This window comes from Streptomyces sp. 1222.5, assembly GCF_900105245.1.
GTDB classification, from domain to species: Bacteria; Actinomycetota; Actinomycetes; order Streptomycetales; family Streptomycetaceae; genus Streptomyces; species Streptomyces albidocamelliae.
On the sequence record NZ_FNSZ01000001.1, the window covers coordinates 3,562,493 to 3,582,802 of the forward strand.

Sequence of the window (20,310 nt, forward strand, 5' to 3'; positions counted from 1 at the left end):
GGCGGGACCGGGGGAACGTGTCCCGCCCGCGCCAGGTGCACGAGCCGTAGGTACGGGGGGAACCCCGGCTCAGTGCGACGGCCGATGACCAGTCGGCTCACTCATTACTGCGTCGCGAGGTCCAAAAACGTCACACCTCTCGCGGAGAAATTTTCGCGGTGTCTAAAACCGCAGGTCACAGGGGTGAGCCGAGCTCAGAGAGCGGTGTAGGTCGGGCTCGGTTCCGGGGTCGGCGAGGTCCTGCCCGGTCGGCCGGGGGCCGTCGGGGCGAAGGCGGAGGGAGCGGGTACGGCACCGCGGCGGTGCCTGCCCCTGCCGCCGTCACCGTGCTCGCCGCCGCGCCTGCCGGGGTGGCTGTCGTCGTCCCCGCCCTGGCCGTCCCGGTCCTCGCCGCCCTTGCCCTTGCCCTTGTCGCGGCCCTTGCCGCCGCCCTTGCCCTGGTCGCCCTCGTCCTGGCCACCGGCGTTCGTGTCGTCCTTGCCGCCGGTGTGACCGGCCGCCAGGACGACCTTGCAGTACCCGCTCACCCGCCCGGAGCCGCCCGCCAGGTGCTCCAGCGCACGCTTGCGGTCGGCGGCCGGTTCCCTGCCGTCCCGGATGTCGCGGCAGGCCGCGGCGACGACGTCCCACCCGGTGCCGGCGCTCGCGGAGGGCGGGGCGCCGGGGCCGGGAGCGTCGCTCGCCCCCGGGTCCTCGTCCGGGGCGGCGGCCTCGTCGGAGGCGCCGCCGGGGGTGCCCTCGGCGCTGCCACCCGGCGTGCTAGGCGCGATGCCGGACGGGGTGCGCGGGGAGGGCGAGGCGAGCGGTTCCCCGGAGGTCCCGGCGCTGACGGTGACGGCGGGGCCGGGGGGTTCGTCGTCGAACGGCGTGGGCAGCACCCCGCTCCCGGCCGCGACCGCGACCCCGCCGAGCGTGCCGACGGCCAGCGAGGCGGCGAGCGCGAAACGTGCCGGGCGGGCCCAGCGGGGGCGCCGCGCGGTGGTTCCGGTACGGCCCGCGCCGCCGATGCGGATCAGGCCCGCGTCGGCGCCGTTCGCGGGTGTGCCGGAGCGCCGGCCGGGGGCACGGGCGGCGAGATCCGCGGCGGTGCGCTCGGCGTCCGCGGCCTCACGGGCCTTGCGGAACGCGGCCAGGGCGGCCTCTTCACCGGGGAGTTCACCCGCGGCGGGGGCGGCTTCCGCGGCCAGTGCGCCGAGTGCCCGGGAGAGGCGTTCGGCCTGGTCACGTGCGCAGGGGTCGACGGCTTCCAGCGGCTCACCGCGCAGCAGGCGTTCCGCCGTCTCACGGTCCAGCCACTTGTCCTGCTCGTCGGCCATCACATGTCCTTCTGCGTCCGCGCACGCGGATGCGTCACAGTGGCGGACGTCACCGCGTGTCCACGCGGTTCTCGCTGGGGTGGCAGCGCGTCGAGCACGCCCGCCGATTCCGGATCGTCGCCGAGCAGCTCCGCCAGCCGCTTCAGGCCCCGGTGCGCGGCGGTCCGTACGGCGCCCGCGCGTTTGCCGAGCGTCTCGGCCGCGGTCTTGGCGTCCAGGCCGACCACCACCCGCAGGACGACCGCTTCGGCCTGGTCCTGCGGGAGGCGCGCGATGAGGGAGAGGGCGCTGCCGGTCGCCAGGGCCTCGATGGCCTCGCCCGCCGTGTCGGACTCGGCGGCCCGGCCGGTCAGTTCGGTCTCGTCGCCGCCTATGGCGGGGCGGCGGCCGCGCATGCGTATGTGGTCCAGGGCGCGGTTGCGGGCGATGCGGGCGGCCCAGCCGCGGAACCGGTCGGCGTCGCCGCTGAACCGGTCGAGGTCCCGGGCGATCTGCAACCAGGCCTCGGACGCGACGTCCTCGGCATCCGGATCGCCGACCAGCGTGCGCACGTATCCGAGCAGCCGGGGATGCACCGCGCGGTACACCGTACGGAACGCGGTCTCATCACCGTTCTGTGCTGCACGTACTGCGGCGGTCAGCTCCGCGTCGTCCCCCAGCACCGCACTCCCTCTACGCCTGTCTTCGGTCGGCGCGAAAGGCACGTTACGGCGTGAAACCGCTCCTCGTCCATGTCTGTAGAAGATGCAACTAACTCGTGACCGGGTACGGATGTGCGCAGGGTGAGGACCGGCCGTGGCGGGGTGTGACAGAAAACGCACTCATGGCGCTGTAGGAAGTACGGGCCCGCGCGGCCCGTCCGCGCGACGGCCGGGGCCTCTCCTGTGGGGGGTGGCGGCCCCGGCCGTTGCCTTTGCGGGGCAGGGCCGGACGGCCGGACTCACTTCTTGGCGTCGGACCTGCTGTTCGCGGTGGGGGAATCGCCGTTCTTGCCGTTGTTCTCATGGTTGTCGGCATTGCCGCTCCGGTCACTCTCGCCGGAGTTGTTCCCCTTGTTGGCGTTCGCGCCGGGCGAGGCCTCGGCGTTCCGCCCCGGCGAGCCCGATGGCCGGACGGCCCGCGCGATCAGGTCGGCGCAGTAGGAGGCGACCCGGTCGGGTCCGCCCGCCGCCGCCGCCAGCCGCTGCCGGGCCGTCGCCTCCAGGGCGTTGCCCCGGGCGCCGGCCCGCACGTAGGTACGGCAGTGGGCCAGGGTGTCCTTCGCGGTGTCCGGGTGCCCCGGCCGGGCGCCGGGAGCGGACGGGGACGCGCCGGCGGAACCGGGCGCGGTGCCAGGGGCCTGCTGGTTCGCGCGCACCGACGGGTGCGCCGACCGCGAGGTGTCCCGGCCGTCCGCCGTACCGGACCCGGCCGAGCCGATCGCGGCGACGGCGACCCCGCCCAGGGCGAGGCTCGCGAGCGCCACCGAGAGCGTGCCCTTCAGCGAGAACCGGGCCCGCCGGGCCGCCTTGGGACGCCAGTCGTCCCGGGTCCGCGTCCGCGCGCCGTGCACCCCGGACTCGCGGGCGGCCCGGAAGGCGGCCAGCGCCCGGTGCTCGCCCTCGGGTTCGGCACCGGACACGGCACCGTCCGCACGGAGGGCGGCGCCGAAGCCCGCCTCGAACCGGGCGAACTCGGCGGAGTCCGGAAGTTCGGGGGACCGGGTGAGTCCGGGGAGGCTCCGGTGCGCGCGGTGGCGGCGCTCGGGTGCGTCCCGGCGCCCGGAGGCGCCGTCCGGACGGCCGGCCGGATCGGCGGGTCCGGGGGTCCCGGCGTGGGCCGATGGGGAGACGGTGCCGCCAGGGTGTGCCCGCCGGCGGCCGGGCAGCCCGCCGCCGCTGTGCCGTTCACCCATGTCCGTTCCCGTCCCTCTGCGGTCCGCCCGGCCCACCGGACACGGGCGGTCCTCCGACCCCGTCGCGGGGGCCGGAACCGATGCTTCTCCCGTATCCATACGGCCCGTGGCCGTCGCCGTTCATCTCACGGCCTGCGCCGTTCATGTCGACTCCCCCAGCGTCCGGGGGTTCGCATCCGTCACACCCGCGTCCGCCGCGTCCGGCACGCCCAGGTGCCGGGCGAGCCGTTTCAGCCCGCGGTAGGCGGCCGTGCGGACCGCGCCGGGGCGCTTGCCGAGGACCCTGGCGGCGGCGGGGCCGTCGAGACCCACGACCACCCGCAGCAGCACGGCCTCGGCCTGGTCCCGCGGCAGCGCCCGCACCATCTCCAGCGCCCGCTCGGTGGACAGGGACTCCAGCGCCTGGTCGTGCGTGCTGTGCCCGCCGGGAAGGTCCATCACGCTCTGGTCGAGCGCGGCCGCCCGGGGCCGTACCCGCTGGCGGCGCAGGTGGTCCAGGGCGCGGTGCCGGGCGATGGTCGCGGTCCAGCCGCGGAATCCGGCGCCGTCGCCCTTGAACCGGCCGAGGTCGCGGGCTATCTCCAGCCAGGCGTCGGAGGCCACGTCCTCCGCGTCGTCGCCGACGATGCCCCGCAGATAGCCCAGCAGGCTCGGCTGCACGATCCGGTAGGCCACGGCGAACGCGGTCTCGTCGCCGTCCTGGGCCCGTGCGACGGCGGCTCCCAGTTCCCCGTCCTGCGGCTGCAGGCGGCGGCGTTCCCCTCCGTGGCCCAAGACCGTCCTCGTTCGTGCCGAGTTCATGGCCACCGCGTGGCGCGTCCCTCACGGTGCGACACGCTCCGACCGTGTCTCCGCCTTCCAGGATCATCAGCGTCGGGCCCCACAGAAATGTCACAGTCCCCGGCCGCCCCGCCGGCCGCACGCCCGCCGCCACGGCAACGGCCGTGGCTCCGCGCGCGGGACCGCCGACCGGACGGCATCCGCGGTTGTCAGTGCCCTTCCCTACGCTGCTCGCGCACCGACGAGGAAGCACGAGGGAAGGCATCGGCATGGGCGGCAACTGCTGGACGGACACGGGCCCCTACCAGGAGGATCTGGCGGCGGCCTTCCGCCGGGCACAGGCGGAGGAACTGGCCGCGGACGACCACGGCTTCGGCGCCGGCCGGACGGCGGAGGAGCTGTGGCGCGACCCGGACTGGCAGGAGTACATCCTCACCGGCGGCACCGGCTCGGTCCTGGACTTCCCCCTCATGATCGACGCGACGGACCCGGACGACGGCCCCTTCCTGCGCCCGCTGACGGAGGCCGAGATCCGCGCCTTCGCCCCCGGCGGCCGTCCCACCTTCGCCGAGTGGGACGCGGCCCTGGACGACGAGCGGCTGGACTTCCCCGACCGGGCGCAGGGCAGATGCACGGTGCTCTACACGGACGGTGAGCCGACGGCCATCGGTTACTGGGGGTGCACGGCGGACTAGGGGGCCGGCCGCGCGTCGAGGAGCCCGCCGACCACCACACCGGTGACGAGGAAGGCGGCCGTCGCGGACAGCAGACCGACCTCGTAGTACGCCGCCGGAGTCGCCCAGGCCGCGGCGCAGGCGGCACCGGCCGCGTCGAGCACGGCGAGGCCGAGCCGTCCGGCGCCGACCGTCGTGTCGCGCCGCGCCAGAGCGACGGCGGCTCCGGCGAGCACCAGGGCCGCCGCACCCGCCACCGCGGGCGTCCCGAACATCACGCCGTACCGGATGGCGAGGGCGGGCACGAGGAACAGGGCGAACCAGTGCCGCAGGGCCTGGCGCACGAAGGCGAGGACGGGGCCCGGCGCGGCCGGCTCGCGCAGCCGGGAGGCGGCACGGCGCAGGCCGGCGAGCGCGAGCACGGCCACCGCGGCGATCGGCAGCCGCTCGCCGGCCCTGCCCAGGTTGTAGAGCAGGGCGGTGTCGTAGACGACGAGGACCAGGGCGCCCAGGGCGCCGAGCGAACCGATGAGGACCAGCAGTCCCGGCACCGAGGCGGGAGTGCGGGAGGTCTCGCGGTCCCGGGCCGCGAGCCACCGCAGGAGGCAGGGCGTAAGAACGGCCGAGACGGCCCGCACGGCGATGTCGTCGGCCGTGTACGGGTTGCGCAGGTCCCACTCCACCAGGCAGAACACGACCGTGTACGACACGGCGGCCAGCGGCAGCAGCACGGAGCGGGCGATCGCCCGGTACAGCCCCGCGTCGAGCCACCGCACCACGACCGCGAACGCCAGGAGGACGAAGGGGAGTTCGAGGAAGGCCTGGACACGCAGGACCGACGGGGCGAGGAGTCCGGGCGCGGGGAAGACGTCGGCGAACCGGTGCAGCACGGGGTTTCCCGACGCGAGGTCGAACCAGCCCGACGGCAGGTACCGCGCGACGAAGGACGGATCGCCGCCGTGCACGCGCAGCACGTACACGGTGAACAGGACCTGGTTGAGGTAGATCAGCGCGGTCACCACCGCGAGCGCGGCGAGCGGCGGCACGCGACTGCCCGGGTACGGCTCCACCGGAGAACTGGGGGCGGCCGGCAGCCGCCTGGCGCGCAGCAGCGCGAGCACGGCGGACACGGCCACCACGGCGTCCACGAACACGCGCGGCCTCACAGCCGGTGCGCCGTGCGGGAAGCCCCGCGCCGGCCCGCCTCGAAGTGCCCCGTCTCCCGCGCGCACGGCGCCCGTTCACCCGCCTCGGTCACGGTCGGATTCTCCTCCGGTCGCCTCCGGGGGTGAACACGGATCGCCGACCCCCTCGTTGACCAAGCGGATGCCGGGTGCGAGGCGTCACGGGTGTGCGGGCAGGTGACGTTCGATCGGGGCCGAGCGCTATGTAGGTGGCACCTGTGACAGGTGGTGCTGTCGTGAAACATCGTCTAGGGGTGGGTTAGTGAGTCCTCGCAGGACCCGTGCGTACAAACCGCTCGGTCTGAGGAGACGGGCGTGGCTGACGGCCGGGGCGGTCGTGCTGAGCGGTGCGGGCATCGTCAGCTACGCGATGGCCGACCCGCCGGCGCAGTCCGACGGCAAGGGGCAGAGCCGTCGGCCGTCCATCCACACGCTGAAGCTGGAGAACCGGGGCGCGGGCCGCATCGGGCTGGGCCGCAAGGGCACCGACCGGTTCAGCGCGCTGCTGCTGACCTGGAACGACGCCGACACCGACGCCAAGGGCACGCCGGAGGTGCGAACCCGGGACCGGGAGAACGGCACGTGGTCCGGGTGGCGGAAGCTGCCGGACGACCCGTACCAGGCCGACGGTGCGGAGGCCGAACGCGCCGGGGACGTGCGGGGCGGCACGGCCTCGCTGTGGACCGGTGACTCCGACGGCGTCCAGGTGCGCCTGGTGAAGTCCGACGGCACCGAGGCGGCGGGCCAGCCTGCCGGCATGGACGTCAGGCTGCTGGACCCCGGCACCGATCCCGCGGGCGGCCCGGAACCGGCCGCCTACGCCGAGGGGACGACGGCACCGGCCGCGACCGACACCGCGTCACCGTCCGACACCGCGTCACCGTCCGACCCGGCGTCGGCCTCCGAATCGGCATCGGAGTCGGCATCGGAGTCGGCCTCCGCGCCCGAGTCGGCCTCCGCCTCCCCCTCGGTGTCCGACAGTTCCTCCGCGCCCGGCTCGCCGTCGGACACCCCCAGCCCGTCCAGCACGGTCCCGACGCCGCTGCCCTCCACGGTCGCCAAGCCGCCGATCGTCAGCCAGGCCGAGTGGGGCGCCTCGACGGACTACGACGGCACGCCCGGCTACGGCACCGAGATCAAGGCGGCCGTCGTCCACCACACCGGCGTGGACGGCGACAACAAGCTGTCGTGCGCCGACTCGCGGGCCCGGATGCGCACCATCCAGCAGGAGCACTTCGCCCGCGGCTACTTCGACATCGGCTACAACTTCGTCGTCGACCGCTGCGGTCAGATCTTCGAGGGCCGCAGCGGCGGCATGGACCTGCCGGTGGTGGGCGCGCACGACATCGGGTTCAACACGAACACGGTCGGCATCTCCTCCATCGGCAACTACATGACCGCGCACCCCTCGCGGGCCGCCCTCGACTCGATCGCCCGGATCGTGGCCTGGAAGTTCGGCATGTACGGGATCGACCCGGCAGGCAAGGTCACCCTGACCTCCGGCAGCGCCAAGGGCCAGGACGGCAACCTCGTCGACAAGGACCAGCAGATCACGCTGCCCCGCGTCTTCGGCCACCGGGACACCAACTCCACCGCGTGCCCCGGCGACAACCTCTACAAGAAGCTGCCCCTCATCGCGACGCTCGCGAGGACGCCGGGCGTCTCGCACGCCCTGCCCACCGCGGACTTCGACCGCGACGGGCTGCCCGACCTGGTCGCGGGCACCCCGAAGGGCAACTCGGTGACGATCCTGCCGGGGGGCGTGGACGGCCCCGTGACCTCCCGGAAGGTGACGCTCACCCAGAGCAGCCCGGGCGTGCCCGGCTCCTCCGAGTCCGGGGACGCCTTCGGCACCGCGACGGCCTGGGGCGACGTCAACGGCGACGGCTACGCCGACGTCACGATCGGCTCCCCCGGCGAGGACGACACCACCGGCCACGCCGACCGGGGCCAGGTAACGGTCATGTACGGCCCGGCGTTCACCAAGGGGTTCTCGTACACCACCTCGGGCAGCGTCACCGCGGCCGGCGCCAGGCTCGGCTCCACGGTCGCGGTCGGTGACTTCGACGCCGACGGCAGGGCCGACGTGTTCTCGGCCGGCACCGGCAAGGGCGGCAACTGGAACGCCCGGCCGGCGGCCGGCGCCACCACCTCCGGCACGCTGACCACCGCCACCGGTTCCCTCGCCTACCTGGACGCGGCGACGGGTGACTTCAACCGGGACGGATACGCCGACGTCGTCCTCAACTACCGGGACGGCGGCGGTATCTCGCGCGTGGTCCGGTTCGCCGGCTCGGCGAAGGGGCTGACCATGGCCGGTGTGCTCAGCGTCAAGGGCGGCCGCTCCGTCACCTCGGCCGACTTCGACACCGACGGCTACGACGACCTGGTGATCGGCCAGCCGTACACCGCCGAGTCCGGCGCCTACAAGGGTGGGCAGGTGACCATGCTCCGGGGCACCTCCACCGGCTTCACCACCACCGGTGCCAAGACCCTCCACCAGGACAGCGGCGGGGTGCCCGGGGCCGCCGAGTCCGGCGACGCCATGGGCGCCTCGGTCTCCGCCGGCGACTTCGACGGCGACGGCTACCCCGACGTGCTGACCGGTCTGCCCGGTGAGGGCATCACGCGCGGCGGGGTGAACCGCTCCGACGCCGGCTCGGTGCTGCTCCTCAAGGGCGGCGCCACCGGACTCACCGGCTCCGGCGCGGTCGCGGTCTCCCAGGACACCGCGGGTGTCCCCGGTTCCACCGAGAGCGGCGACCGTCTCGGCTCCTCGGTGTCGCTGACCGACCTGTCCGGCTACGGGCGGGCCGACCTCGCGTTCGGCGCGGCCGGTGAGGACGGCGCCGACGGCATCCTGATGCACCTGCCGAGCGGCAGCACCGGTCTCGGGTACACGCAGACGACCGTGTTCAGCAGGTCGGCGCTAGGTACCGCGACGGGCGCGGCCCTCGGGGCGAACCTGGCGCCGTAGTCACGGGGACGCCGTCCGGCCGGGGCCCCTCGGGCGAGGGGCCCCGGCCGGACGGCTCAGCCGAGGGCGGTCGCGTCCCGGCACAGCAGACGCAGCGAGCCGTGCCCGTCGAAGCAGCGCCGGGCCTCGTCCACCGGGTCCCACAGCCGGCCGTCCGGGGTGCGCACCCAGTGCTCGCCACCGGTCGCCCACCACTCGGCACCGGTCTGCCGGACGATCACCTCGCCCGCGTAGGCACCGAAGCCACGCAGCACGTTCTCCACCGCGGCGTACGGCGGTCCCTCACGGCGTATCTCCTCGATCATCCGGTCCACCCGCCACAGGCTCTGCGCCGAGTAGTCGAGCCGCACCCGCGCACCCTCGCGCATGGTCGCGACCGTGTCCGCCGCCCACCGCACGGGCTTCGCCGCGGCGTGCGGCCTGGTCTCCTGCTGTGCTGTCAGGTACTGGGCTGTCACATAAGGAAGAGCGAGCCGGGGGTGGCATCCGTCACCGCGACCGGCGATGCTTCACCGACCGTCGCAGGACCGCCCCACGTCCGCCGCACGGCTGACACACGATCGGCCGGTCCAGCAGGTCCGGGACGCCGGAGACGCCGACGGCCGGAGTGACGGGATCCGTTTTCGTCGGCGGACTCACGCGCCCGGCAGGACGGTACCCCTGGCCCGGCGGGAGACCACCGCGCGCAGGACCCGGCGTCCCTCGACCGAGATGTCCAGCGCGCGGCGCAGCCCCTGCGGGCCGTGGCCGGCGAGGAGTTCCAGGACGGTGACCTGGCGGCGCAGCTCCGCGGCGACGAGCGGTGGCAGATCGTCCGTCTCCCCCGCGCGCCCGGCGTCCAGGCCGTCGTCGCCGCAGGCGTCCTCCGCGGCGGGGTCGAGGAGCCGGTGGATGCGCAGGGAGGCGACCGAGCAGGCGTCGGCCCAGGCGCGGACCGCGTCGGCGGTGCGTTCGGCGGGGGCCGCGTCCAGCATCCGGCGGGCGAGCCGCCCGGCCTCGCCGGTCTCGCCGTCCCCGTCGGGCCGTGCGGAACCGAGCGCGTCGCGGGCCTTCTCCAGGCCGCTCCCCCAGTCGGACCCGTCGGCGAGGCTCGCCCACAGCGGGCGCAGCAGCTCGTCGTCGCCGCCGAGCAGCGGCAGACACCGATCCAAACTGGCCAGACCGCTGGCCGCCAGGCCGCGTTCGTCGGCCTGTGCGATCAGTTCCACCAGGCTCATGAAAGCCTCCCTCGCCAGGGCCCATCCGGTACGGAGCCCGCACTTCCCCTTACTGCGTGCGACGGCGCGGGAGTGTCACAGGAGGAGGTTTTCGGCCAAGAACAGGACGAGGCGCCTCAGCCCAGCCCGTCCGCCAGCTTCTTGAACCCGGCCCAGGACAGGGCCGGCCTGCCCGGGTCCCACAGCTTCTGGATCGTGGCCCGCAGGGGCATCCGGATGCCGGCGGCGACCTGTCCCTCGCTCTGCGCACCGGGGAAGTCGCTCCACACCGCCAGCGAACCGCCGAGGATCTGGCCGTCGTAGCGCGCCGGCACGGCGGTCGTGCCGCGCAGCACCCGCGGGTTCCACTGCTCGTAGATGCGCTGTCCCGTCGGGTACACGAAGGTCTGCGGCTGCCCGAGCACGTAGTAGAGGTACTCGTCGTTGTAGTTGAGCACCTTGCGTCCCGCGCTCAGGTACTCCACCGGCTGCCGTGCCCCGATCTCCTTGCCGGTCCAGTAGGCGACCTGGAGGTCCTTGGCCGGCTGCACGGAGGTGCCGCGGTAGAAGCCGTCGTTCCACGCCCGCATGGTCCGGTCGTGGGCCCGGACGGTGTCGGCGCGGTCGTTGAGCCAGCCGGTGGCGAGGTCGGCGACGGTGCCGCCGGAGCCGTAGGCCTTCCGGGCGGCGGCGGCCAGCTGCGGATACGAGGCCTGCGGGTCCTTCACGGTCAGCGCCTGGTACTCGTCGCCGCCGAGGTGCCACTGGCCGCCGGGGAAGAGCCCCGCGTACTCGTTCAGCAGATCGTCGACGAGCTTCGCGGAGCCCGGCTCGGAGATGTCGATCGCGCCTCTGGTCGGCACCCCGCTCGCGTTGCGCAGCTGCAGTTCGGGGTGGGCCTTGAGGACGGCGCCCAGGTGCCCCGGTGAGTCGATCTCGGGGACGACGGTGATGTGCCGGCTGTTCGCCAGGTCCACGATCTTCTTGACCTGCGCCTTGGTCAGGTGGTCCTGGGAGACGATCTCGGGGTGGCTGGCGGACTCGATCCGGAAGGCCTGGTCGTCGGAGAAGTGCAGCCCCAGCTCGTTGTACTTCAGGTCGCCGAGCTCGCGTATCCGGTCCTCGATCCACGCGGCGCTGTACGGCTTGCGCGCGATGTCCACCATGAACCCGCGCCGCGGCTTGGCGGGCTCGTCGCGGACGACGCCCTCCGGTGCCGTGCCGCCGCCGTGGACCTCCTGCTTCAGGGTGCGGGTGCCGTAGAAGACCCCCGCCTCGCCCGGCCCGCTGATCTCGACCCGCCCGCCGCGGACGGTCATCGCGTACGACTCCTGGTTCCCGCCCCCGCCGCCGAGCGCGAGCCGCACGTCACCGGCCCGTACGTCGTCCTTTTCCCCCGCGTAGGCGAGCCCCAGCTCGCCGGCTATCAGGCGCCCCTCGTCGGCCAGCGCGGCGTCGCCGACGACCACCCGCTCGCCGTGCCGGGGTTTCCAGCCCGGGCCCCGCGCCGGCGTGTGGGAGCGCACGGCGGGGATGGTGCGCGGCGCCTCGGACATCGGATAGGAGCGGCTGGGCTTCGGACTCGCCGACGGGGTGGCCGCCGCGCCGGACGCGGCGGCGTCCCGCCCGGCCGGCTCGCCGTCGGTCGCCGCCCACACGCCCACGCCCGTGCCGAGCGCGACCGTACCGACCACCGCGGCGGCGACCACCGCCCGCTTCCGTATCACTTGCCTCGCCGGCCCCCGGCGCCTGTGCTGGGTCACCCTGCCAACGTACGGCCGATCGCCGCCCCGTTCGTCACCCGGGCGCTCCGAAACTCTCCCGTCCGGGTGAAATTCAGGTATCACACGGACACACAGTGACCACTCTCGATAACCTGACGACACACATTTCACAGCATCCCCTGCCACACCACATGTGACGCGAGGACCTACGCTGCCCGCCCACCACCTTCCGTATCTCCCCAAACCCCTCGACGCCTTCAACACGGCGTCGGGCGCCGAGGCGCGCGCGCTTCTGCTGCACTGCCTGGACAGCCTGCGCTGGTCCCACCGGATCGCGGACCACCGCCCCTATCCCGACGTGGAGGCCCTGCTGGCCGCGGCGGACGAGGCGGCGTACGACCTCTCCCCGGCCGACCTGGCGGAGGCCCTGGCCGGCGAGTCGCTCCCGGAGCTCCCCGAGGACACCTACTCGGCGGCCCACATGGCCCTGAGCGCGGCCCACGCGGCCTACGAGGCCAGATTCGGACACGCGTTCGTCATCTCCCTGGGTGATGTGCCGCCGGAGGAGGCCCTCGACCACATCCTCCAGGGCATCCGGTCACGATTGGCGAACGATCCGGAGGAGGAGCGGGTCATAGCGGCCGAGGAGCTCCGGCGCCTCGCACGGGAACGGCTGCTGCTCCTGCTCAGGGCCGCGCGCAACTGCGCGACCAGCTCAAATGCCCCCTCACCCGGCAAATAGCGCAAGAACCCACCCCGGCGGTGGCCCCCGCTAGCCCAACCGCGTGCCACTTTGATCACACCGGTAGGCCCCCCGTCAGGCACGGCGCGACGCATCGCTACGATGCTGGGGGCCGGTGGACCGTACCCGGCCGGGCCCGACCGACAGTGAAGCCGGCGCGGCCCTAGTCCCCGCTCCCGGAGGGTTCTTCCGTGCCGGCTGGAACGCTGTACCGCGGCCGGGAAGGAATGTGGTCCTGGGTGGCTCACCGAGTCACCGGCGTCCTCATCTTCTTCTTCCTGTTCGTTCACGTGCTGGACACCGCTCTCGTGCGTGTCTCCCCAGAGGACTACGACAAGGTCGTAGCCACGTACAAGACGCCGATCGTCGCGCTGCTGGAGTACGGCCTCGTCGCCGCAATCCTCTTCCACGCGCTCAACGGCCTGCGCGTCATCGCCGTCGACTTCTGGTCGAAGGGCCCGCGCTACCAGAAGCAGATGTTCTGGACCGTGATGGGTGTCTGGATCGTGCTGATGGCCGGGGCGATCTACCCCGTCCTCGGCCACGCCGCCCGTGTTCTCTTTGGGAGCTGACGCCGATGTCCACGACTGAAACCCCCGCGTCCGGAGTCGGCCCCGTCGAGGGCGCCCCCGTCTACACCGTCGACAACCCGGCCCCGCTGATCGAGGCGCCGCGCAAGCGCACCAAGAAGTCCCCCAAGTCGACCCGGGGCAACTTCGAGCTGGCCGCGTGGCTCTTCATGCGCCTGTCCGGCGTCGTGCTGGTCGTCCTCGTCATCGGCCACCTGCTGATCCAGCTCGTGCTGGACGGCGGGGTCTCCAAGATCGGCTTCGCCTTCGTGGCCGGCCGCTGGGCGTCCCCGTTCTGGCAGGTCTGGGACCTGCTGATGCTGTGGCTGGCCATGCTGCACGGCGCCAACGGCCTGCGGACGGTCATCAACGACTACGCCGAGCGGCCGAACAGCCGGCTGTGGCTCAAGGGCCTGCTCTACACCGCCACGGTGTTCACCATCCTGCTGGGCACGCTGGTGATCTTCACCTTCGACCCGAACATCCGCTAGGCACGGGGCTGCGAGAATCATGAAGATCCACAAGTACGACACCGTCATCGTCGGCGCCGGCGGCGCCGGCATGCGCGCGGCCATCGAGTCGACGAAGCGCAGCCGCACCGCGGTCCTGACCAAGCTCTACCCCACCCGCTCCCACACGGGCGCCGCGCAGGGCGGCATGGCCGCCGCGCTGGCCAACGTGGAGGAGGACAACTGGGAGTGGCACACCTTCGACACGGTCAAGGGCGGTGACTACCTGGTCGACCAGGACGCCGCGGAGATCCTGGCGAAGGAGGCCATCGACGCCGTCCTCGACCTGGAGAAGATGGGCCTGCCGTTCAACCGGACCCCGAACGGCACCATCGACCAGCGCCGCTTCGGCGGTCACTCCCGCAACCACGGCGAGGCCCCGGTCCGCCGGTCCTGCTACGCCGCGGACCGCACCGGCCACATGATCCTCCAGACGCTGTACCAGAACTGCGTCAAGGAGGGCGTGGAGTTCTTCAACGAGTTCTACGTCCTCGACCAGCTGATGACCGAGGTCGACGGCGTCAAGAAGTCGGCCGGTGTCGTGGCGTACGAGCTGGCCACCGGTGAGATCCACGTCTTCCAGGCGAAGTCCGTGATCTACGCCTCCGGCGGCACCGGCAAGTTCTTCAAGGTGACCTCCAACGCGCACACCCTCACCGGTGACGGCCAGGCCGCCGTCTACCGCCGGGGCCTGCCGCTGGAGGACATGGAGTTCTTCCAGTTCCACCCGACCGGCATCTGGCGCATGGGCATCCTCCTCACCGAGGGTGCGCGCGGTGAGGGCGGCATCCTCCGCAACAAGGACGGCGAGCGCTTCATGGAGAAGTACGCGCCCGTCATGAAGGACCTCGCCTCCCGCGACGTCGTCTCCCGCTCCATCTACACGGAGATCCGCGAGGGCCGCGGCTGCGGTCCCGAGGGCGACCACGTCTACCTGGACCTGACCCACCTGCCGCCGGAGCAGCTGGACGCCAAGCTCCCGGACATCACCGAGTTCGCGCGTACGTACCTCGGCATCGAGCCCTACACGGACCCGATCCCGATCCAGCCGACCGCGCACTACGCGATGGGCGGCATCCCGACGAACGTCGAGGGTGAGGTCCTGGCGGACAACACCACCGTCGTCCCGGGTCTGTACGCGGCCGGCGAGGTCGCCTGCGTGTCGGTGCACGGCGCCAACCGCCTCGGCACCAACTCGCTGCTGGACATCAACGTCTTCGGCCGCCGCGCCGGCATCGCCGCCGCCGAGTACGCCCACACGGCGGACTTCGTGGAGCTGCCGGAGAACCCGGAGTCCCTGGTCGTCGAGCAGATCGAGCGGCTGCGCACCTCCACCGGCAACGAGCGGGTGGCGACCCTGCGCCGCGAGCTGCAGGAGACCATGGACGCCAACGTCATGGTGTTCCGCACCGAGCAGACGATCAAGACGGCGGTCGAGAAGATCGCCGAGCTGCGTGAGCGCTACAAGAACGTGGCGATCCAGGACAAGGGCAAGCGGTTCAACACGGACCTCCTCGAGGCGATCGAGCTGGGCAACCTGCTCGACCTGGCCGAGGTCATGGCCGTCTCGGCCCTGGCCCGCAAGGAGTCCCGCGGCGGTCACTACCGCGAGGACTACCCGAACCGCGACGACGTCAACTTCATGCGGCACACCATGGCGTACCGCGAGGTCGGCGCCGACGGTTCGGAAACCGTCCGTCTCGACTACAAGCCGGTCGTCCAGACCCGCTACCAGCCGATGGAGCGTAAGTACTGATGGCAACCCCCGTTCTGGACAAGGAAGAGGCGGCCGGCCGCCCCGAGCCCGGATTCGCCGACTCCCCCTACATCACGGTCACCTTCCGGATCCGCCGGTTCAACCCGGAGGTCTCGGCGGAGGCCGTCTGGGAAGACTTCCAGCTGGAGATCGACCCGAAGGAGCGCGTCCTCGACGGCCTCCACAAGATCAAGTGGGACGTCGACGGCACCCTCACCTTCCGCCGCTCGTGCGCGCACGGCATCTGCGGCTCGGACGCGATGCGGATCAACGGCAAGAACCGTCTGGCCTGCAAGACGCTGATCAAGGACATCAACCCCGAGAAGCCGATCACGGTCGAGCCCATAAAGGGCCTCACGGTCCTGAAGGACCTGGTCGTGGACATGGAGCCGTTCTTCCAGGCGTACCGGGACGTCATGCCGTTCCTGATCACCAAGGAGACGAACGAGCCGACGCGTGAGCGTCTGCAGTCCGCCGAGGACCGCGAGCGCTTCGACGACACGACGAAGTGCATCCTCTGCGCGGCCTGCACCTCCTCCTGCCCGGTGTTCTGGAACGACGGCCAGTACTTCGGTCCGGCCGCGATCGTGAACGCCCACCGCTTCATCTTCGACAGCCGTGACGAGGCGGGCGAGCAGCGCCTGGAGATCCTCAACGACCGCGACGGCGTGTGGCGCTGCCGCACGACGTTCAACTGCACGGACGCCTGCCCGCGCGGTATCGAGGTCACTAAGGCGATCCAGGAGGTCAAGCGCGCGCTGATCACGCGCCGCTACTGATCCCCGGGATCGACTCGCTTCGAGGGCCCCGTCTCCTCCTGGAGGCGGGGCCCTCCGGCACATGCCCCAGCCAGGCCGAGGTGCCGCTATGTGATCGTCGACCGCGAGCGCCGGCGCGTACACGTCCTCACCGACCCGGCGTGAGACACGTACGAACACCACCGTCCCTGAGCCCCGGGGGAGACCGTGCCCCCGCGGCTGACGCGAGAGAGCCACCCGGGCCCCCTGCCGAGCCCCACCGGACATCCGCGGTGGGGCTCCTCGCATCCGTGCGGCACGCCTTCTAATCTGACGACATGTCAGACGAAGAGTCGTACGAACTGCTCGGTTTCGACAACGTACTGCTTCCCGTCGGCGACCTCGCCGAGGCCGTCGGGTTCTACGAGCGGGCCGGATTCACCGTGGCGTTCCGGTTCGACGAGGCCGGGATCGCCCTGCTGCGGGTCGGCGGGGAGACGCCCGGCATCCTGCTGCGCGCCGAGGAGGCGCTGAGTTGCCGCACGCCGCCCTGGGCCTCCCCGCGCCTGTGGCTGGAGGTGCCGGACGCCCGCGCGGCGGCACGGCACCTGGCCGCCGCGGGCATCGAACCCCTGGACCAGGCGTTCCAGGGAGCCACCGGCTGGACCGTGGAGATCGCCGATCCCTGGGGCAACATCCTCGGCCTCACGGACTACACCAAGCGCCCGGAGCTGGGCCGCAGGGCCTGAGCGCACACCCCCGCCGAGCCCGCCCCGGCCGACCGTCCGGTTGAGTTGAACATGTTCAAAAGCAGGGCTAGAGTCATCCCTGTCAGCGTTTTGAACGCGTTCAAGAAGGGGTGGGGCATGGACCGCACCGTCATCGCCTACGTCATCTACCTGGTCGTCAGCGTCGCGCTGACCGTCTGGGTGGCCCGCACGCTCAGCCGCAACGGCCGGGTCTTCCTCGCCGACGTCCTGCGCGGCAACGAGAAGCTCGCGGACGCCGTCAACCACCTCCTGGTGGTGGGCTTCTACCTGGTCAACCTCGGCTTCGTGGCGCTGTACCTCGGGGACGACGAGACGATCGAGGACACCCGCGGCATCTTCGAGGCCCTGTCGACCAAGCTGGGCGTGGTCCTGCTGGTGCTCGGCGTGATGCACCTGGGCAACGTGTACGTGCTCAACAGGATCCGCCGGCGCGGGGTGATGGACCGGGAGCAGCTGCCCCCGGTCGCCCCGCAGGAGTGGATCGCCCCGACGGCCGGCGCGTGACCGGCATGACCGCCACGACCGCCGCACCGGGCCGGGGTGCCGCGCGCACCCCGGTCCGCGGGCTCACCGTCCTCTACGACGCGGAGTGCGCACTCTGCACCCATCTGCGCGGCTGGCTGGAGCGTCAGCCGCAGCTGGTCCCGCTGGAGTTGCTGCCGGCGGGCTCGGCCGGGGCCCGCGCCCGCTTCCCCGGACTCGACCACGCCGCCACCCTCGACGAGGTCACCGTCGTCGGCGACTCCGGACAGGTCTACCGGGGCTCCCGCGCCTGGATCGTCGTCCTGTGGGCCCTGCGCGAACACCGGCCGCTCGCCCACCGGCTGTCCACCCCGGCCGGCGCCGTACTGGCCCGCGGGGCGGTGCTGGCGGCGGCGAAATGGCGCGGCGCCCAGTGGCAGGGACAGGCGCGCGGCGGACAGTGGGGAGACCAGGTGTACCGGCGCGGCGACGGATGGGTCTACCGCCCGGACACCGGCTGGACCTACGAGCCGCCGTCCTGCGCCGACGGCGGCTGCACGACTCGTTAGGCTCTTCTCTCGTGCCCGCGAAGAACGACGGCCCCGAGGCCGGCCCCCAGAGCAAGTCCGAGCAGACCCGTGCGCTGATCCTGGAGACCGCGATGCGGTTGTTCCAGGAACGCGGGTACGACAAGACGACCATGCGGGCCATCGCCACGGAGGCTGGGGTCTCCGTGGGCAACGCCTACTACTACTTCGAGGGCAAGGAACACCTGATCCAGGGGTTCTACGACCGGATCGCCGCCGAGCACCGGGAGGCGGTACGCGAGGTCCTGGACCGCGAGACCGACCTGGAGGCACGGCTCGCCGGCGTGCTGACCGCGTGGCTGGACATCGCCAAGCCGTACCACGAGTTCGCCGTGCAGTTCTTCAAGAACGCCGCCGACCCCGACAGCCCGCTCAGCCCCTTCTCCCCGGAGAGCGAGCACGCCCGCGAGCAGGCCATCAGCGTGCACCGGGAGGTGCTCGCCGGCTCCAGGTCCAAGGTCGCCCCCGAACTGCGGGACGTCCTGCCCGAGTTGATGTGGCTCTCCCAGATGGGACTCGTCCTGTACTGGGTCTTCGACCGCACGCAGGAGCGGGAGCGCAGCTACCGGCTGGCCCGGCGCGGAGCCCGGCTGACCGCGCGCGGTGTCGCCCTGGCCCGGTTCCGCGTCCTGCGCCCGCTCGTCCTGGAGGTGCACGAGCTGTTCACGGACTTCCTGCCGGGCATGACGAAGGTGCTGCCGGACCCGGGCCGCGACCGGGGCGAGTGACCGCCCCGGCCGGGGACCGGCCGATCAGATCCACGACAGACGCCAGAGCCGGAACACGCCCGTGCCGTCGTCCAGGTACTGCCCACCGCCGACGTCCTCGGTGCTGACCACGTACTCCTTGCGCTGCCAGAGCGGGATCAGCGGCACGTCCTCGGCCACGTCGGTCTGGATGTCACGGAAGTCGTTCGCGGCCCGGCTGCGGTCGGCGAACTGCTGGCTGTCCAGGATGAGATGGTCGACCACCTTGTTGCTGTACCCGGTGGCCATCGTGGAGCCGGTGCCGACGAGCGCGGCGCCGAAGGTGTCCGGGTCGGGATAGTCGGCCACCCAGCCGACCGCCCACGCGTCCATCTTCCCCGCGGCCCAGCTCTTCTGGAAGTCGGTCCACTCGTAACCCTTGACGTCCACCTTGAACAGGCCGCCCGTCTCCAGCTGCTTCTTCAGCGAGGCGGCCTCCTCCTTGCCGGCGCCGCGCCCGATGCCGTAGCCGAAGGTGAACCGCACCGGCAGGGTGACCCCGGCCTGGGTGAGCAGCGCGCGCGCCTTCTTGGTGCTCTGCTTCGGGTAGCCGTCGAAGAACGCCGTGGTGTGGCCGGTGATGCCGGTCGGGATCAGCGAGTACAGCGGGTCGACGGTGCCCTCGTAGACCGTCGCCGCCAGTTCCTCGCGGTTGACCAGCCAGGCCATCGCGCGGCGCACCCGCGCGTCGTGCAGCGGGGAGCCTGCGCGGGTGTTGAGGTACAGGTTGCGGGTCTCGGCGCTGTCCGACTCGGTGACCCGCATTCTGGGGTCGCTCGGGTTCAGGTCCGCGAGCACGTCCGGTGACAGCGTCCGGGTGGCGACGTCGACCTGCCGGGCCTTCCAGGCGCCGTCCAGCTTCTTGGAGTCGGCGTAGTAGCGCAGCGCGATCGGGCGGCCTGTGCCGTCGAGGTAGCCCTGGTAGCGCGTGTTCGGCGCGAGGTCGGCCCGCTGGTCCTTGGCGTATCCGGTCAGCGTGTACGGGCCCGTGCCGTCGACCGAGTCGCCGGTGCGCAGGGCGCGCGCCGGGTACTTCTCCTTGTCCACGATCGAGCCGGCACCGGTGGCGACCTTCAGCGGGAACGTGGCGTCCGGGGACGACAGGTGGAAGGTGACGGTCCGCGCGCCGTCGGCGGTCACCGAACCGAGCGTGGAGAACAGGGACGCCGGTCCGACGTCCGAGTTGATCTTCTTCACCCGGTCGAAGGAGAACTTCACGTCCTCGGCCGTCATCGCGCGCCCGCTCGGGAAGCTGATCCCCTCGCGCAGGGTGCACCGGTACGTCTTCAGCCCGCTGCCCCGGAACGCGCAGCTCTGCGCCGCGTCCGGTACCGGCTCGACCCCGCCGGGCTCGAAGGTCAGCAGCGTCTGGAAGACATTGCTGAACAACGCCCAGGAACCGGCGTCGTAGGCACCGGCCGGGTCGAGCGCCGTGACGGCGTCCGTCGTCCCGACGGTGATGGTCTTGTTCTTGTTCTCCTGCGACGGCAGCAGTTGCCAGCCACCCACTCCCACGACCGCGAGCACGAGCAGCGTCATGAGAATCCGCATGCGAACAGATCGCATGGTGGTGCCCTCCCCAGGCCCCTCGAGGCCCTACCCCTGGTCAGCACGAAATCGCGCCACTCCCCTAAGCGGCGCGGCTCACCTAATCACACCTGTTTCGCCCTGGGGAAGGGCTTTCCGA

Annotated in this window: 20 protein-coding genes; 11 read left to right on the top strand and 9 right to left on the bottom strand. The window is 72.2% G+C overall.

Features of this window, described 5'->3' with window-relative positions; all coding sequences use genetic code 11:
• Positions 1–194 precede the first annotated feature (194 nt).
• From BLW57_RS15910 to BLW57_RS15925, 4 genes are all read right to left on the bottom strand, one after another.
• Positions 195–1,316 (bottom strand): hypothetical protein, encoded by a 1,122-nt coding sequence (locus BLW57_RS15910; protein ID WP_093475273.1) that lies wholly within the window; start codon positions 1,314–1,316, stop codon positions 195–197.
• On the bottom strand, positions 1,316–1,978 hold the full coding sequence (locus BLW57_RS15915) for an RNA polymerase sigma factor (protein ID WP_093475274.1): 663 nt from the start codon (positions 1,976–1,978) through the stop codon (positions 1,316–1,318). Before BLW57_RS15915 ends, BLW57_RS15910 begins: the two co-directional genes overlap by 1 nt.
• A 278-nt stretch (positions 1,979–2,256) precedes the next feature.
• A complete protein-coding gene (locus tag BLW57_RS15920; RefSeq protein ID WP_093475275.1) occupies positions 2,257–3,210 on the bottom strand; it encodes a serine/threonine-protein kinase in 954 nt (317 codons plus the stop codon).
• A gap of 141 nt (positions 3,211–3,351) precedes the next feature.
• Entirely contained in the window at positions 3,352–3,984 is a 633-nt protein-coding gene (locus BLW57_RS15925; protein ID WP_093475277.1) for an RNA polymerase sigma factor, read from the bottom strand.
• Between the two features lie 275 nt (positions 3,985–4,259).
• Between BLW57_RS15925 and BLW57_RS15930 the strand changes: the two genes are divergently transcribed.
• Positions 4,260–4,685, top strand: a complete 426-nt coding sequence (locus BLW57_RS15930) for a hypothetical protein (RefSeq protein ID WP_093475278.1) — start codon at positions 4,260–4,262, stop codon at positions 4,683–4,685.
• Here BLW57_RS15930 and BLW57_RS15935 read toward each other — a convergent pair.
• Entirely contained in the window at positions 4,682–5,818 is a 1,137-nt protein-coding gene (locus BLW57_RS15935; RefSeq protein ID WP_093475280.1) for a hypothetical protein, read from the bottom strand. The genes BLW57_RS15930 and BLW57_RS15935 overlap by 4 nt on opposite strands.
• 292 nt (positions 5,819–6,110) lie before the next feature.
• Here BLW57_RS15935 and BLW57_RS15940 point away from each other — a divergent pair, with 292 nt between their 5' ends.
• Positions 6,111–8,825, top strand: a complete 2,715-nt coding sequence (locus BLW57_RS15940; RefSeq protein ID WP_093475281.1) for an FG-GAP-like repeat-containing protein — start codon at positions 6,111–6,113, stop codon at positions 8,823–8,825.
• Between the two features lie 56 nt (positions 8,826–8,881).
• Here the strand turns inward: BLW57_RS15940 and BLW57_RS15945 are convergent, their stop codons facing one another.
• The 3 genes from BLW57_RS15945 to BLW57_RS15955 form a co-directional block, all read right to left on the bottom strand.
• Complete coding sequence (locus BLW57_RS15945) at positions 8,882–9,268, bottom strand: hypothetical protein (RefSeq protein ID WP_093480717.1); 387 nt, start codon at positions 9,266–9,268, stop codon at positions 8,882–8,884.
• Positions 9,269–9,460: 192 nt separating this feature from the next.
• Positions 9,461–10,042, bottom strand: a complete 582-nt coding sequence (locus BLW57_RS15950) for a hypothetical protein (RefSeq protein ID WP_093475282.1) — start codon at positions 10,040–10,042, stop codon at positions 9,461–9,463.
• 116 nt (positions 10,043–10,158) lie between these two features.
• A complete protein-coding gene (locus tag BLW57_RS15955; protein ID WP_093475284.1) occupies positions 10,159–11,784 on the bottom strand; it encodes a beta-N-acetylhexosaminidase in 1,626 nt (541 codons plus the stop codon).
• Between the two features lie 154 nt (positions 11,785–11,938).
• Between BLW57_RS15955 and BLW57_RS15960 the strand changes: the two genes are divergently transcribed.
• The 9 genes from BLW57_RS15960 to BLW57_RS16000 all read left to right on the top strand — a co-directional run bounded on the left by BLW57_RS15960 (position 11,939) and on the right by BLW57_RS16000 (position 18,605).
• A complete protein-coding gene (locus tag BLW57_RS15960) occupies positions 11,939–12,487 on the top strand; it encodes a 2-oxo-4-hydroxy-4-carboxy-5-ureidoimidazoline decarboxylase (protein ID WP_093475285.1) in 549 nt (182 codons plus the stop codon).
• Positions 12,488–12,678: 191 nt separating this feature from the next.
• Positions 12,679–13,059, top strand: a complete 381-nt coding sequence (gene sdhC, locus BLW57_RS15965) for a succinate dehydrogenase, cytochrome b556 subunit (RefSeq protein WP_037856824.1) — start codon at positions 12,679–12,681, stop codon at positions 13,057–13,059.
• Between the two features lie 5 nt (positions 13,060–13,064).
• Positions 13,065–13,547 (top strand): succinate dehydrogenase hydrophobic membrane anchor subunit, encoded by a 483-nt coding sequence (locus BLW57_RS15970; RefSeq protein WP_073888838.1) that lies wholly within the window; start codon positions 13,065–13,067, stop codon positions 13,545–13,547.
• A 19-nt stretch (positions 13,548–13,566) separates the two neighbouring features.
• Entirely contained in the window at positions 13,567–15,321 is a 1,755-nt protein-coding gene (gene sdhA, locus BLW57_RS15975; RefSeq protein ID WP_093475287.1) for a succinate dehydrogenase flavoprotein subunit, read from the top strand.
• Complete coding sequence (locus BLW57_RS15980) at positions 15,321–16,100, top strand: succinate dehydrogenase iron-sulfur subunit (RefSeq protein WP_073888834.1); 780 nt, start codon at positions 15,321–15,323, stop codon at positions 16,098–16,100. The genes sdhA and BLW57_RS15980 overlap by 1 nt, the downstream gene beginning before the upstream one ends.
• Before the next feature lie 296 nt (positions 16,101–16,396).
• On the top strand, positions 16,397–16,807 hold the full coding sequence (locus BLW57_RS15985; protein ID WP_093475288.1) for a VOC family protein: 411 nt from the start codon (positions 16,397–16,399) through the stop codon (positions 16,805–16,807).
• Between the two features lie 117 nt (positions 16,808–16,924).
• Positions 16,925–17,332 (top strand): hypothetical protein, encoded by a 408-nt coding sequence (locus BLW57_RS15990; RefSeq protein WP_093475290.1) that lies wholly within the window; start codon positions 16,925–16,927, stop codon positions 17,330–17,332.
• 5 nt (positions 17,333–17,337) lie between these two features.
• Complete coding sequence (locus BLW57_RS15995; RefSeq protein ID WP_093480718.1) at positions 17,338–17,859, top strand: thiol-disulfide oxidoreductase DCC family protein; 522 nt, start codon at positions 17,338–17,340, stop codon at positions 17,857–17,859.
• Positions 17,860–17,870: 11 nt separating this feature from the next.
• Positions 17,871–18,605, top strand: a complete 735-nt coding sequence (locus BLW57_RS16000; protein WP_093475291.1) for a TetR/AcrR family transcriptional regulator — start codon at positions 17,871–17,873, stop codon at positions 18,603–18,605.
• A 24-nt stretch (positions 18,606–18,629) separates the two neighbouring features.
• Here BLW57_RS16000 and BLW57_RS16005 read toward each other — a convergent pair whose 3' ends face one another.
• The gene (locus BLW57_RS16005; RefSeq protein WP_093475293.1) at positions 18,630–20,174 is read right to left on the bottom strand and encodes an ABC transporter substrate-binding protein; all 1,545 of its coding nucleotides are present in this window, start codon (positions 20,172–20,174) and stop codon (positions 18,630–18,632) included.
• Positions 20,175–20,310 lie beyond the last annotated feature (136 nt).

Excerpts from the sequence above, each read along its gene's own strand:
- BLW57_RS15910 (WP_093475273.1), bottom strand. The coding sequence starts at position 1,316 with ATGGCCGACGAGCAGGACAAGTGGCTGGACCGTGAGACGGCGGAACGC.
- BLW57_RS15920 (WP_093475275.1), bottom strand. The coding sequence starts at position 3,210 with ATGGGTGAACGGCACAGCGGCGGCGGGCTGCCCGGCCGCCGGCGGGCA.
- BLW57_RS15930 (WP_093475278.1), top strand. The coding sequence starts at position 4,260 with ATGGGCGGCAACTGCTGGACGGACACGGGCCCCTACCAGGAGGATCTG.
- BLW57_RS15950 (WP_093475282.1), bottom strand. The coding sequence starts at position 10,042 with ATGAGCCTGGTGGAACTGATCGCACAGGCCGACGAACGCGGCCTGGCG.
- BLW57_RS15970 (WP_073888838.1), top strand. The coding sequence starts at position 13,065 with ATGTCCACGACTGAAACCCCCGCGTCCGGAGTCGGCCCCGTCGAGGGC.
- sdhA (WP_093475287.1), top strand. The coding sequence starts at position 13,567 with ATGAAGATCCACAAGTACGACACCGTCATCGTCGGCGCCGGCGGCGCC.
- BLW57_RS15980 (WP_073888834.1), top strand. The coding sequence starts at position 15,321 with ATGGCAACCCCCGTTCTGGACAAGGAAGAGGCGGCCGGCCGCCCCGAG.
- BLW57_RS15985 (WP_093475288.1), top strand. The coding sequence starts at position 16,397 with ATGTCAGACGAAGAGTCGTACGAACTGCTCGGTTTCGACAACGTACTG.
- BLW57_RS15990 (WP_093475290.1), top strand. The coding sequence starts at position 16,925 with ATGGACCGCACCGTCATCGCCTACGTCATCTACCTGGTCGTCAGCGTC.
- BLW57_RS15995 (WP_093480718.1), top strand. The coding sequence starts at position 17,338 with ATGACCGCCACGACCGCCGCACCGGGCCGGGGTGCCGCGCGCACCCCG.
- BLW57_RS16005 (WP_093475293.1), bottom strand. The coding sequence starts at position 20,174 with ATGCGGATTCTCATGACGCTGCTCGTGCTCGCGGTCGTGGGAGTGGGT.